Below are 14744 nucleotides of genomic sequence, written 5' to 3'. Positions count from 1 at the left end.
CAATAAGTTTTTTTAATATTTCGTTTTTGTTAAACATAAAAAGTGTGCACCTTCCTTTATATAGTGATATTTAATATTTTAATTATCACCACTTTTTAGAAGAATACACACTTTATTTTAAAGACCCGTATTTTCCCCTAGCCTATTTTTATAATAAATTTTATTTTACAGAACTTATAATTTTCCCTATTAATCTTTGAGCCTTAATACATTCTTCTCCACTAATAGCTGGTTTTCTATTATTTTCTAGACAATCAATAAAATGATTTGCTATATCCTCAAAACCTTTTTGTTTTAATATATCTACCCATGCACCACTTTGTTTTGAAGTTAGATTTCCACCTTCCTCTGTTTCCAGTACATTAAGATTTTTAACTCTTTGAATCTTACCTTTTGAAAGAATTTCAACTTGTTCTAATTTTGTTCCCGAATCTCTATGCATAGAGGTATTTATAGAGAAATCCTTACTTTTAAACTTATGACTTACAAATATTAGATTATTATTGTTTGTTAAAAATAAATCCTCTCCATTGATTTCGATATCGTCATCTGCTAACCATAAAGCAGTATCAATAACATGTATATAGTCATCTATAAGTGTACTGTCAAATCTAACATTCCTTAGAGAATTTAATCCATGTTTACATATATTGATAGACACAATTTCTGTTGCATTCTTTTTAATTTCTTTGTACATAGGACAGAATCTACGGTTAAATCCGACCATTAAATTTAAGTTTTTTTTCATACTTAACTCTATAAGCTCTTCTCCTTGCTCTACTGTTGAAGCAAGAGGTTTGTCTACATATACGTGAACACCTAAATTCAATAATATCTTTATAATTTCGTAGTGTGTTTCTGTAGAGCTATGTAGAAAAATACAATTACATTTTTTTGCTAAGGACTCAATAGAATCAAATGGCGTGAGTCTATAATCACTACAGATTTTTTCTCTTTTGGCTTTATTTGGAGTAAAAGCTCCCACAAATTCAAATCTTTCAGATTTTGTTAATACAGGTAAATATGCCTTTTGAGCTATAGAGCCAAGACCTATCATACCTATTTTTATATTTTTCATAATACTTTCTCCTAGGTTTTTTATGTTTACAGAACTGATTATAATTCAGACACATAAATTTGTAAACTTTGTGTCAAAAAATAAATGTGGAGTTTATGCAAATAAATAAGTAGTTAAATAAAGAAAAATTATCAATTAATTTTAAAGAATATCCATAAAATTGATTGATATAAATATTTTATGTATTGACAAAAAATTCAAATTAATTTATATTTGGATTAGTGGTAATTACCACTTTGGTTTAAATAAATTTTTATCATAAAATAAAGATGCCAAAACGTCTATAGTACTATTCTATTAAATTGTTTAAGATAAACTAAAAATAACCTATCAGAGCAATCAAAATGTATAGAGTATATTTTTTTACACTTAAAAGTGGTTATAACCTCATTACCAAAAATAAATATTGCAAGTATGAAAGGGGAATGAAAATGTTTAAATTAGAAGAACAAAAATTAAAAGATTTAGGTGCAATAATAACAACTAATGAAATAAAACAACAACCTGAATTATGGTTAGAAACTTATGAAATCTATAAATCCAACAAAGAAAAACTAAGTAAATTTATAGATAAAATAGGTAATAATCATGGACAGTTTAGAGTTATATTTACAGGTGCTGGAACTTCAGCTTATGTAGGCAACTCAATACTTCCTTATCTTAAAAATAAAAATGATATAAGAAAATACATATTTGAAGCAATACCTACTACGGATATAGTTTCTAATCCATATGATTACTTAAAAAAAGATGTACCAACATTATTAATTTCCTTTGCAAGAAGTGGAAATAGTCCTGAAAGTTTGGCGGCTTTAAATTTAGGGAATCAGATTGTAGATAATTTTTATCATTTAGCTATAACTTGCAATCCAGAAGGAGAATTGGCTAAGATGACTAAAAATGATGAAAATAATTACTTGTTATTAATGCCATCAAAATCAAATGATAAAGGTTTTGCTATGACAGGAAGTTTTTCATGTATGATGTTATCTGCTATATTGATATTCGATAGTTTAGAAGATGATGCAGAGAAGTCATATATACATACAATAATTGAAATGGGAAGGACTGTTATAGATAGAAAAGATGAAATACATGAGTTAATAAATAAAGATTTTGATAGAGTTGTATATCTAGGTTCAGGAGGATTAGGAGGTTTGACAGAAGAAGCACAACTAAAACTTTTAGAACTTACAGCAGGTAAAATAGCTACAGTATATAATTCTCCTATGGGATTTAGACATGGACCAAAATCATTTATTGATGAAAAGACATTTGTGTTTGAATTTGTATCTAACTGTTCATATACAAGAAAATATGACTTAGATGTTTTAGAGGAGATAAAAAGAGATAAAATTGCTAAATTAACTTGTGCAGTGTCAGTAAAAAATGACAGTAACTTCTCAGGAATAAAGTTTGAGTTTGGAGAAAAATATAATAAATTACCAGATGTGTATCTTGCAATGCCATACATACTGTTTGCACAAACTATAGCACTATTTGTATCGATAAAAGTTGGAAATAAACCAGATACACCATCAGCTACAGGAACAGTAAATCGAGTAGTAAAAGGTGTAACAATATATGAATATTAAAAGTATGATTAAAATCTTATAATTAAATAATTTGGGGGGTATCAATGTGGCATTAGTAACAACAACATCTATGCTTAAAAAAGCACAAGATGAAGGATATGCAGTAGGAGCATTTAATGTGGAAAATATGGAGATGGTAATTGCTGTTATAGAAGCTGCTGCGGAGTTAAATTCTCCAGTAATATTACAAACTACTCCGTCTACTGTAAAGTATGCAGGGCTTGATTATTATCTAGCAAATGCAAAGGTTGCTGCGGAAAGAGTAAAGATACCTGTAGCAATGCATCTGGACCATGGCTCAAGTTTTGACCTTGCGATGAAAGCTTTAAGAAATGGTTATACATCAATAATGATAGACGGTTCTCATGAAAGTTTTGAAAATAATATATCTTTATCTGAGTCAGTAGTAAAAGCATGTAGCCCGTCTTTTATACCAGTGGAAGCAGAACTTGGAAAAGTTGGCGGAAAAGAAGATGATTTAGATGGTGGAGATAGTAATGATTATACAAATCCAAAAGAGGCAAAGGAGTTTGTCGATAGAACAGGAGTATCTTCATTAGCTATAGCTATAGGTACTGCACATGGATTATATAAGGGTGACCCTAAAATAGATTTAGACAGACTATCAGAAATTAAAAAAGTAGTTTCAGTACCTTTAGTATTGCATGGAGGTTCAGGAATACATGATGATATTATAAAAGAGGCTATAAGAAGAGGTATAGTAAAAGTTAACTATGCAACTGAATTAAGAATTGCATATAGTAATGGTGTTAAAAAGGTTTTAAATGAAGATTATGAAGTTATAGACCCTAAGAAATATGGATTATCAGGTCTTCAATCAGTAAAGGATTTTGTAAAAGAAAAGATTAAAGTCTGTGGGTCTGTGAATAAAGCATAAAAAATAAAATATCCTAAATTTATTTTAGATAAGTTTAGGATATTTGTTATATGAAAAGTTTATATCAATTATAGGTATAATGGTGTATTTTTTTCATTTAATTGATGAAAAATATCAGCTTTTATTGGTAAAGTATTACATATATAATTAAAATATAATAAAAATTGAACTATATATTTTATTATTATGAAATATGTATATTAAATTTTGGTGTTAAAATATACTAGGATATAAAATTCGATAAATTAAAACAAAAATGTTGATTTGATAAGAAAATATTTTTGTTTAATACTACTTTGAAAAACGTGATAATAACACTGAGGGAGGTGGGTATATGAGAGAACGCATTATTCTTGAAACATTAAAAAATAGTAGTGGTTATCTAAATATAGATTATTTTGCAGATAAGTTTGGGGTATCTACTCGAACTATCAGAAATGAAATAAAAAATATAGAAACTATAAAAGAATGTAATGGTTTCAAATTAGAATATAAGTCTAAACTAGGATATATTCTAAATATTAAGGACCAAGATAAATTCGAGCATTACCTAAAAAACTTACCCTCAGATTTAGTTGAAAATCCAGAACAACGGTTAGAATCTATAATAGTAGAACTTTTAGTAAATGAAGGTTATAAAACTATAGAACAGTTAAGTAAAAAATTTTTAGTAAGTTCATCTCAAATAAAAAATGATTTAAAAAAGGTAGATAAAAAGATAAAAGATACAGAATTAAAATTGGAACGAAAGGCTCATTATGGAATTAAAATAGAAGGGTCTATAAAAGAAATTCAAAGCAGATTAGTGGAGAGTTATTTTAAAGGGAATAGAAATATAATAGAGTACAGAAATAAGTTTATAGATAATTTTAAATTAGATAATATCAGAAGTACAATAAAAAATGTACTTAATGAACATGATTTAGAAGTCAACCTAACAGAACTCGAGGAAATATTAGCACAAATTATTATATTGTATATAAGAGTTAGCATGAGAGTAGCAAGAAATGTTAGTGATTTAGAATCATATACAGAAGATTTAATTATAGATGAATTATTAGATAAAATTTTTAGAGATAAAAAATGTAACCTTACTTATGATGAAAAGTATTATTTAAAGCAGCTTATAAAATTAAGGACTAAAGATAAGAAAGCCACCATAAAGAATATAGATAAAAATAAACTTCAAGATATTATGTGTGAATTTTTTAAAGATATAGATAAAAAGTATAACTCTAACTTTTTAGAAGATAAAGAGTTTCTCAACTTATTTTATTTACATATTGCATGTTTAATAGAACGTATAAAGAAGAATCACAAGATAATAAATCCTTTTTCAGTTAAAATAAGTCAACAGTATCCAACTGTTTTTAATTTATCTATTCAATTTTCAAAAATCATAGAAAATGAGTATCATATAAAAATAAGTCAAGATGAAATAGGTTTTATAGCTACTCATATTGCTGTTCCTTTCGAAAAGAGAGAAGAGGCTAACTTTAATAAAAAATATAAGATAGCAATAATATGCTCTTCTGGTGGAGGCAGTGCATTTTTGATAAATTTAAGACTTAAAGAGATATTTCCAAATGCTGAGATAAGAAATTTTTCATTATTAGAAGAAAAAGCTGTAATAGAATTTGCACCAGACTTGATTTTTTCAATAACAAATCTTTTATTTGAAATAAATGCTCCAGTTATACTTATAAATGAAATTTTAGACGAACTAGATTATTTGGATATTAAAGAAAGTATTAGATTTGCAGACCATATAGGAAATATATCAAGCCCAAAACAATATATATTAGGTCTATTTGATAAGAATCACTTTAGGTGTATAAAAGAAAAAATCAAATATAAGAATATCCTTGATAGTATGTCACAATGTATAGTTGATGAAGGAGCTTGTTCTCAAACATATCCTAAAGATGTGTGGGAAAGAGAAAGCTATTTGAGTACTATTTATACAAATGGTGTGGCGATACCTCATCCAATTGAAATGACAGGTAATAAAAATATTATATCAGTAGCCTTGATACAAACTGATATTAGTTATGAAAATAGAGTACCAAAGATTATTTTCATGATTTCATTAATAAAGGGAAATCTAGAGCTTCATAAGCAAATATCTAAATATCTAAGTAAGATTATGGCTGATAAGGATATGGTAGATATGCTAAATAAGTCACAATCCTATGAAGAGTTTATGTATAAGTTAAAAATCTATCTGGGAGGTTAGACATGAATATAGAGTTTTTTAAGAGATTATCAGAAGCAGATGGTATAGCATCTAATGAAGAAGAGGTTAGACATGTTTTACTAGAAGAGCTAAAAGCTTATAGTGATAAAGTTATATGTGATGGGCTAGGTAGTATAATCTTTTCTAAGATAAAAGATGAAAATGCACCAAACATAATGGTTTGTGCTCATATGGATGAAGTTGGATTTATGGTGAGAAGTATAGACAAACTTGGCATGATTCACCTAATAACAATAGGAGGGGTAAAACCTCTTGCACAGTTTGTACAAAAAGTTAGAATTACAACAAAAGAAGGGAAAAAAATCCCTGCTATTATAAATGCAACATACAATGATGGTAAAGCTGAAAATATATATGCAGATATTGGAGCATATACAGAAGAGGAGGTACATAATTTAGGGATTAATGTTGGTGATATGGTAACATATACGACAAACTTTGAGGAATTTACTTTGCCAGACCGATTAGTGGGAAAAGCTTTTGATGATAGAATAGGATGCTTTGTGATGGGAGAAGTTTTAAAAGAACTTAAGAAAGAAAATCTAAATTGTAATATTCATTTTGTAGCTACAAGTAGTGAAGAAGTTGGAATAAGAGGGGCAAAGACATCAACACAGTTAATAAATCCCGATATAGTATTTGTAATAGATGTAGCATGTACTAAGAATGAGTTTGTGAGAGATTATACAAATCAGAAACAAATTGATAAAGGTATAATGCTAATGCATAGAGATAGGACTCTAGTCCCTAGTAGAAAAATGGTGGATTATGTAATAGAAATTGCTGATGAAAATAATATATTACTTCAACATGATATGTTTGAATCAGGTGGGACTGATGGAGGAGAAGCACATCTTGTAAATGAAGGGAAACCTTGTGTAGTAACTTGTGTACCAGTTAGATATGGTCATTGTGCATTTTCTATAGTAAGTAATAAAGATTTAGATGCCATTATAAGATTGTATACACAGTTAATTTTAAATTTTGATGAAGAAAAATATAAGTATATAAGAAATTTTATATAAAGGAGAATAAAAAAATGTCAACAGAAGTACAAATAATGGAGCTTATATCAACTGCAGGAGAAAGTAAATCAAAGGCCTTCGAAGCTTTAAAAAAAGTGAAGGCAAAAGATTTTAAAGGAGCAAAATTATTGATAGAGGAGGCTCGCAAAATAGATGTTGAAGCACACAGAATACAGACAGAATTAATAACTCAGGATTTAAATGAAGATGTTGAAAGCCCAGCAATGAGTCTTTTAATGGTACATGCTCAAGACCACTATATGACTTCTCAACTAGCAAAAGATTTGATAGAGGCTTTGATATATTGTTTTGATAAGTAATTGTAGTGTATAAATAGATTATTTATATAAAATTTCTTTTAAAAAGTTTTAAATACTTTTAAGAGATAATAAAAAATACAAATTTTAGGAGGAATTATTATGAAGATATTATTATGTTGTGCAGGTGGATTTTCGACTAATATGCTAATGCAAAATATGAAAAAGGTAGTAAAAGAAAGTGCCAAACTTAATGAAAAAGATTTTGAATTCACAGCTATACCAGCAGATTCAATAGAAAGTGAAATTGATGATTGGGATATAGTACTTATAGGTCCTCAAATAGCTCACAAAATAGACTTCTTAAAAGGAATATTAGAGCCAAAAAATAAACCTTTTGCAGTAATAGATAAAGATGTATATGGGAAAATGGATGGAGCTACAGTTATGAAGTTAGCATTAATAACTTATAAGAAACATCAATTAGCTCAAGGATAATTAGAATACCGAGGGAAAAGGGGGATTAAATATGTTTTCAAAATTTGAAGCATTTATGAATAGAGTATTTATGCCTTTAGCTCACAAGGTTGACAATCAACGTCACCTTGGTTCTATAAAGGCTGGTATGGTTGCTATGACACCATTTACAATATTAGGAAGTATATTTGCAATACTTCCAGCACTTCCAAACATGCTTGGAGAAAATAATTCAATAAGCAAATTCATATTGAATAACGCAGCAATATTAGACTTACCAGTAAGTCTTTCCATCGGACTGATAGGGTTATATGCCTGTATGTGTATTGCTTTTAATCTAGGTAATTATTATAAATTATATATACCAGGTTGTGTTACACTATCAACTTTTTCCTTTCTATTCCTAGTAGCATCATTTACACCAGATGGAGCATTAGAAATAGGAAACTTAGGAGCTAAGGGGTTATTTACAGGGATGATAGCAGGACTTGGTTCTGTGGAGTTATATAATTTCTGTAGTAAGAAAAATATTACAATAAAAATGCCAGAAAATGTACCTGATTTTGTATCTAGGTCTTTTGAATTAATACCAACAACTATAATAGTTTGTGGTACTTTTATAGTTGCTCGTTTTGTTTCATTAAAAGTGTTTGGAGAATTACCTCCACAGATACTTACTCAATTTTTATCTCCATTAGTAGGAAGTATGGATAATCCATGGTCAGTTCTTGCACTTAATTTTGCTATATGTACTATATTCTTTTTTGGAATACATTCATCAGTGTTTAGCCCTATAACTAGACCTATAATGATTACATTTATAGCTGAAAATATAGCAGCTATGCAAGCTGGGGAAACAATACCTCATTTCTTTACAGCAGGAGCTTCAAGTGCATTCTTTGGATTTACAGGTTGTGGAATTAGTATAGGTTGTGTAATTGCATGTATGTTATCTAAGAATTCCTCTTATAAGAAAATTGGACGTGTATCGCTATTCCCTGCATTATTTGGGATAAATGAACCAATATTATTTGGTGCACCAATAATATTAAATCCAATAATGTTTATACCACATGTATTTGGTGGAGCTATAATAGGTACATTACCAATGTTTTTTATGCACTGGGGATGGTTAGCAAAACCAGTATTTGACCCTCCATATGTAGGTGTATTCTTAGAAGGGTTTTTAACTAATGGGGATTGGCATTCCATATTAGCAAATGCATTGCAATTAGTATTAGCAGTTTTATTATATTGGCCATTCTTTAAAATAATGGAACGTCAACAAAATAATAAAAAACAAAAAGAAGAAAGTAAGAATATATTCTCTAAAGAAGAAGAAGACTTATTAGACGATTTAGGACTGGATTTCTAATATTTTACTATGAATAATACAATAGATAGACTAGTAGATTTAATACATAAAAGAGGTGTTGACGCTCTTTTGATTAAAGCAAAAAATACTAAAAGATATATAGGAGCACTATCAGGTAGTGGCGTGTATGTGCTTGTTACTAGAGATAAAAATTATCAGATTCTAGATGGCAGATATACTGATGAAGCAGATAAAAAAACGACTGGCTTCATAAAAAGAGTTGTATCTCAAGGTTCTTATATAACAGATATAATTGAGTTATTAAGGGAATTGCATGTAGAAAAGTTAGCGATAGAAAATCAAGCTATGAGTATACAAGAGTATATTTTGCTAAAAAATGCAGGTTTTGAAATAGATTTAATGACCAATGAATTATGGAAGTTAAGGGCTATAAAATCTAAAGAAGAAATTGAGCTTATTAAAAAAGCTTGTGAGATTACAGATGAAGTATTTAGTAAGGTTATTTCTGAGATTAAAAAAGATATGACTGAACTAGAAGTATCAGCTCTAATTCAGTATCATGCATTGAAAAAAGGTGCAAGTGGAATGTCTTTTGAAACAATAGTAGTATCAGGAGAAAGAGGAGCAATGCCACACGGAAGACCTACAAATAAAAGATTAAAAGCAAATGAAGCTATAACGATAGATTTTGGTGTTGTTTATCAAGGCTATCAATCAGATATGACTCGTACAATATCTATAGGTAAACCTCCTGAAATTATTCAAGAGATATATGATGTAGTATTAGAGGCACAATTATCTGCAATAGAATCAATAAAAGAAGGAGTTAAGGCCAGTGATGTTGACAAAGTAGCCAGAAAAATTATAGATAAACATGGATTTGGTGAATATTTTAATCATGGATTGGGACATGGTATAGGTCTTGGAGATGGTGAAGTTCCAACTCTAAATCCAAATAGTGAAGATATATTAACAGAGGGAATGGTAATGTCTTGTGAGCCAGGTATCTATATTCCTAATATAGGGGGAGTTAGAGTAGAAGATGATGTTGTTATAATAGATGGAAAAGGTGTCCCACTTAATAAAACATCTAAAGATTTTATAATATTAGGAGAGTAAAATTATGAAATATAATTTTGACAAAGTGTTAAATCGTAAAGAAGGGAATTGTAGGAAATGGAGCAACCATGTAATTAAAGAAAAGTTCGGCTTAAATGAAGATGCAATTCCTATGGATTTAGCTGATATTGATTTTGAATGTGCCCCTGCTATAAAAGAAGCGATTTTAAAAAGAGCATCAGTAGGAGATTATAGTTATACTTTTATAGGAGATGACTTCTATGATGCTATTATAAACTGGAATAAAAGAAGATTTGATGTATATGTAGAAAAAGAATGGATAAAGTTAACCTTTGGTACTGTTTCAACGCTTCATTATATAGTCCAAGCATATACTAAAGAGGGAGATGGTGTATTGATAAATACACCTGCCTATGACCCTTTTGCAGAAGCTGTAGTAAATAATAATAGAAAGTTATGTTGTAGTTCATTAAAGTTAAATAATAATAGATATCATTTAGACTTAGAAGACATGGAAAATAAAATGAAACACAAAAATATAAAATTATTTATATTCTGTAGTCCACAAAATCCATCAGGTCGTATATGGACAAAGGAAGAATTGTATCAAGTGTCAGAATTATGTTTGAAGTATAATGTACTTTTGGTAAGTGATGAAATTCATAGGGATGTAGTATTTAAAGGTTATAGATTTGTGTCTTTATGGAATGCTCATCCAGAAATTTATAAGAATAGCATAATCTGCGTATCTCCTAACAAAGGATTCAACTTAGGTGGATTAAAAACGTCGTATGTATTAATAAGAGATTTAAAAATTAGAGAGACTTTATTAGAAAGACTAAAAAGTAATTCAATAACTTCTCCAAATGTATTTGCAATACCAGCAATTGTTGCAGCATACAATGAAAGTGAAAGATGGCTAGATGAGATGACTAATTATGTAGAAAAGAATTTTGAAATAGTTTATGACTTCTTTGAAACTCATATACCAAAAGCAAGGGTTATGAAGTCTGACTCTTCTTTTCTAGCTTGGGTAGATGTGAGAGAAGTATTTGAAAATGAAGAAGAATCTAAATCATTTTTTAGACATGCAAATTTAACTATGGTAGTTGGAAGTTATTTTGTAAAAGATGGAGAGGGATTTATCCGTATCAATGTGGGGTGTCCTAAAGAAACATTAAATGAGGCTCTAAATAGAATTAAAAAAACATATATAAGTATGTATTGTTAAATTATAAAAAATAAGACATTTATAGGTTTATATAAAAACATATTATTTAGTTACCAAATATTACTGGAATTTTGTATTCCAGTAATATTTTTTGATTAAGGAATATTGATATAGTACTACTTCATATTCTTATAGTAACTTATATTAAAATATTTTATCGCTTTGGTAACATAGTAACTTATTTTTATTTAGTGTAGATTTATACTGTAAGAAGCAGTAAAAACTTTTCCTTTACTCAGTTTATTAATGAACTTCTTATCTGTATAAATTTTATTAGAATGTATACTATCAGCAAGACCGTACCAAGGTTCTATACATAGAAATGGAGCAGTAGAATTAGTTTCACTATAATAAGGAGTCCAAATACCAACTAGAGGGAAATCTTTCATAGAGAGGGTTACATATTTACTGCCATCATTATTACATATAGATACTTCATCTATGTTAGTGTATATCAAAGCATCATTTTTGAACAATTCTGGATTTAATTGTAAGCTTTTTAAATCTCCAATAAATGTTATATCATCAGTAAAAGAACCATTTAAATTAATTTTTTCTACATCATTTCTTCTTTTAAATTCAAGATAATATTTAGAAAAGTCATTTTGTTCATAAAAAGGAAGATTGAATGCAGGATGTCCTCCTATAGAAAAGAATATATCTTTAGAGTCAGTATTTTTCACAATCCATTCTACATCAATACTGTTATCATTTAATGTATAGTTTATGATTAGTTCAAAAGAATATGGATATTTTTTTAAAGTAGATTCATTATCTGTTAATTTATAAGATATGAATGTATCTCCTTTATTTACAATCTCAAAGTCCATATCTCTAGCAAATCCATGCTGAGTCATACTATATAAATTTTCTTCTATTATTGTTTCATTATCAAAAAGTTTACCTACTATAGGAAATAATATTGGTGATTGTCTGCCCCAATATTTTTTATTACCATCCCAAAGAATATTTCTATCATATTTTTTAGAAAATATTTTAGTGAGTTCAGCACCACAGATGCTTGATTCGATAATTAAATTTTCATTTTGTAATATATTCATTTAAAATCTCCTTTATTATATTTTATTAGTATATTATACTATAAAGTATGGAGATTATTAAATTTTATTTGATATTATATTTGAAAGGTAGATTTTAGTATATTTTGAAAATTTTGTTTTGAAAATTTGGGATTATTTAAGAAATTTTGTATTATAAATAGAAGGAAATAGAGAAATTGTATAGAATAAAATATATTAAGATAAGTTAATAATGTTAAATGGGAAGTGAGTTTATGGAAAAACCAAATACAAAAGTTGTTAACTTTCAAGAGTATAAGGACAGAAAAAAACAAAGAGAAATAAATAGAGACGAACTTTTAAAGCTTATAAAAAAAATTGTGACTTCAAAATAGGGAGTTGTTAAACTCCCTATTTTAATGGGTTTCATAATGATTAAGACATTCTAAGTCCATCTATATAATCTTTGAATTGTGAGAAATCTGATTCACTACTTAATTCGATAGTTTCTGAACCTTCCGTATAAAAATTCTTAAGATAGATAGTATAATTATTATCGACACAGTCATGATAAATACATCTATATCCATCTTCATATAAATTTTTTAATTTAGAAAAATCATCCACAATATCATCTCCTTAAAGTCCTTTTAAATCTATTTTTACAAAAAACATCTGATTGTATGCAAATTGATAATAGAAAATAAAGGAAATTAAGGTAAAATGTAGAATAATTTTTGTATGTATGTAAAAATAAAAATAAAAAGTTGAAATTTTTAGAAAATAAGAGTGTTTTTTATCTAAAAAGATAATTTAAAAAAATAAAACAATGTTGGGAGGATAAAAAATGAGTTTATTAGAAAGTATATCAAAAAACATATATTCTCTAGATAATTCTTCTATTGAAAAAACAAAGCAGAGATTGGACAGGCTCATACATCCAACTGGAAGCTTAGGAAAGATAGAAGATATTTGCATGCAATTAGCAGGAATATTTGGTAATGAAACTTTTGATACAAGTAAAAAAGTTATAATAGCTTTTGCTGGAGACCATGGTGTATATGAAGAAGGAGTAGCACCTGACCCTCAAAATATAACAAAACTACAATTCCCAAATTTTTCGAAAGGTCTGTGTGGAGTTGGAGTAATAAGTAAATTTGTAGGGGCAGATGTTGTAGCTGTAGATGTAGGAATAAACTGTGATGAAAAACTAGATGGAGTGTTAGATTACAAGATAAGAAAAGGGACATCAAATATGGCAAAAGGTCCAGCTATGAGTAAACAAGAAGCTATTAGATGTTTAGAGATAGGTATTGAAATAGCAGAACAGTGTATAGAAAAAGATTATAAGGTTATTGGTATTGGAGAGATGGGTATAGCAAATACTACTCCAAGTACAGCAATAATATCTGTAATTTCAGGGCGTGACCCTTTAGAGGTTACTGGTATAGGTGCAGGTCTTAAGAAAGAGAGACTAAAACATAAGGCTGAAGTAATTAGAAAAGCTATTGAAATTAATAATCCAAATCCAACTGATGGAGTAGATATTTTATCTAAAGTAGGTGGATTTGAAATAGGTTCAATGGCAGGTGTTATATTAGGATGTAGTGCTAATAGAATTCCAGTAGTAATTGATGGATTTATTTCTTATGCAGCAGCATTAATTGCATATAAGATAAATCCAAAAACTAGAGAATATATGATAGCATCTCATTTGTCAGCAGAATCAGGAACTAAAAGAGCATTAGATATATTGAAGTTAGACCCTCTATTAAATATGGATATGAGGTTAGGTGAGGGAAGTGGAGCTGCTTTAGCGTTTAATATAATAGAAGCTTCAAATTATACTTACAAGAATATGGCAACTTTTGATGAAATTGACATGGGAAGATAAATATAAAAATTTAATATGTAGGAGTGTTTTGATGAGTAAAATTATTCTAGTAACAGGAGGAGCTAGGTCAGGAAAGAGTAACTTTGCAGAAAAACTATGTTTGGACAAGCATAATAATACAGCCTATATAGCTACTTCTATTCCATTTGATGATGAAATGAAAGATAGAGTAAAAAAGCATCAAGAGAATAGACCTAGAAACTGGAATACATATGAAATATATGAAGATATATATTCCATAATTGAAGAGATATACAAAGAACATGAAACTGTTATACTGGATTGTGTAACATTATTAGTAAATAATCTAATGTTTAAACACAATCCAAATATAGAAGACTCTACTCAAGAAGAAATAAATAAATTAGAAGAGTACATAAAAGAACAAATTAGTAAACTTATTGAAGAAATAGAAAAAACAAATCTATACTTTGTATTTGTGACGAATGAATTAGGTATGGGAATTGTTCCTGGGAATAAACTTAGTAGGATATATGCTGACATTGTAGGTCGTATAAATCAATATATAGCATCAAAAAGTAATGAAGTTTATTTTGTAGTTAGTGGAATACCCATGAAAATAAAGGAGTAGTATGT

The 14744-nt window shown here is 28.4% G+C and carries 14 protein-coding genes; 11 read left to right on the top strand and 3 right to left on the bottom strand.

The window, feature by feature from the left end:
* Window positions 1-160 precede the first annotated feature (160 nt).
* Window positions 161-1078 (bottom strand): Gfo/Idh/MocA family protein, encoded by a 918-nt coding sequence (locus KGF42_RS13530; protein ID WP_227822412.1) that lies wholly within the window; start codon window positions 1076-1078, stop codon window positions 161-163.
* Between the two features lie 431 nt (window positions 1079-1509).
* On the opposite strand from KGF42_RS13530, the gene KGF42_RS13525 reads away from it, so the two are divergent.
* From KGF42_RS13525 to KGF42_RS13485, 9 genes are all read left to right on the top strand, one after another.
* Complete coding sequence (locus KGF42_RS13525) at window positions 1510-2673, top strand: SIS domain-containing protein (protein ID WP_285891580.1); 1164 nt, start codon at window positions 1510-1512, stop codon at window positions 2671-2673.
* Window positions 2674-2719: 46 nt separating this feature from the next.
* Window positions 2720-3571: a tagatose-bisphosphate aldolase subunit GatY gene (gatY, locus tag KGF42_RS13520; protein ID WP_227822410.1), complete on the top strand. Its 852-nt coding sequence runs from the start codon at window positions 2720-2722 to the stop codon at window positions 3569-3571.
* A 334-nt stretch (window positions 3572-3905) separates the two neighbouring features.
* The gene (locus tag KGF42_RS13515; RefSeq protein ID WP_227822409.1) at window positions 3906-5807 is read left to right on the top strand and encodes a BglG family transcription antiterminator; all 1902 of its coding nucleotides are present in this window, start codon (window positions 3906-3908) and stop codon (window positions 5805-5807) included.
* 2 nt (window positions 5808-5809) lie between these two features.
* On the top strand, window positions 5810-6853 hold the full coding sequence (gene ypdE, locus KGF42_RS13510) for an aminopeptidase (RefSeq protein WP_227822408.1): 1044 nt from the start codon (window positions 5810-5812) through the stop codon (window positions 6851-6853).
* Between the two features lie 14 nt (window positions 6854-6867).
* Complete coding sequence (locus KGF42_RS13505) at window positions 6868-7173, top strand: PTS lactose/cellobiose transporter subunit IIA (protein ID WP_054275304.1); 306 nt, start codon at window positions 6868-6870, stop codon at window positions 7171-7173.
* A 99-nt stretch (window positions 7174-7272) separates the two neighbouring features.
* Window positions 7273-7608 carry a PTS sugar transporter subunit IIB gene (locus tag KGF42_RS13500; RefSeq protein WP_054275303.1) on the top strand — a complete coding sequence of 112 codons (336 nt, stop codon included), beginning with the start codon at window positions 7273-7275 and terminating at the stop codon, window positions 7606-7608.
* Between the two features lie 31 nt (window positions 7609-7639).
* Complete coding sequence (locus tag KGF42_RS13495) at window positions 7640-8962, top strand: PTS sugar transporter subunit IIC (RefSeq protein WP_054275302.1); 1323 nt, start codon at window positions 7640-7642, stop codon at window positions 8960-8962.
* Between the two features lie 9 nt (window positions 8963-8971).
* On the top strand, window positions 8972-10042 hold the full coding sequence (locus KGF42_RS13490; protein WP_227822407.1) for an aminopeptidase P family protein: 1071 nt from the start codon (window positions 8972-8974) through the stop codon (window positions 10040-10042).
* Between the two features lie 4 nt (window positions 10043-10046).
* The gene (locus KGF42_RS13485; protein WP_227822406.1) at window positions 10047-11234 is read left to right on the top strand and encodes a MalY/PatB family protein; all 1188 of its coding nucleotides are present in this window, start codon (window positions 10047-10049) and stop codon (window positions 11232-11234) included.
* Between the two features lie 188 nt (window positions 11235-11422).
* Here the strand turns inward: KGF42_RS13485 and KGF42_RS13480 are convergent, their stop codons facing one another.
* Complete coding sequence (locus KGF42_RS13480) at window positions 11423-12295, bottom strand: aldose 1-epimerase family protein (RefSeq protein WP_227822405.1); 873 nt, start codon at window positions 12293-12295, stop codon at window positions 11423-11425.
* Between the two features lie 393 nt (window positions 12296-12688).
* Window positions 12689-12880, bottom strand: a complete 192-nt coding sequence (locus KGF42_RS13475; RefSeq protein WP_003425777.1) for a hypothetical protein — start codon at window positions 12878-12880, stop codon at window positions 12689-12691.
* A gap of 220 nt (window positions 12881-13100) precedes the next feature.
* On the opposite strand from KGF42_RS13475, the gene cobT reads away from it, so the two are divergent.
* Both cobT and cobU read left to right on the top strand, forming a co-directional pair.
* Complete coding sequence (gene cobT / locus KGF42_RS13470) at window positions 13101-14147, top strand: nicotinate-nucleotide--dimethylbenzimidazole phosphoribosyltransferase (RefSeq protein WP_227822404.1); 1047 nt, start codon at window positions 13101-13103, stop codon at window positions 14145-14147.
* A 31-nt stretch (window positions 14148-14178) separates the two neighbouring features.
* Entirely contained in the window at window positions 14179-14739 is a 561-nt protein-coding gene (cobU, locus tag KGF42_RS13465; protein ID WP_227826504.1) for a bifunctional adenosylcobinamide kinase/adenosylcobinamide-phosphate guanylyltransferase, read from the top strand.
* Window positions 14740-14744: the final 5 nt, after the last annotated feature.

This window comes from Clostridioides sp. ZZV15-6383 (assembly GCF_020657735.1).
Classification (GTDB): Bacteria; Bacillota; Clostridia; order Peptostreptococcales; family Peptostreptococcaceae; genus Clostridioides; species Clostridioides difficile_D.
The sequence above is the reverse complement of the archived record's forward strand: the minus strand, read 5'-3'. Positions and strand labels throughout refer to the sequence as shown.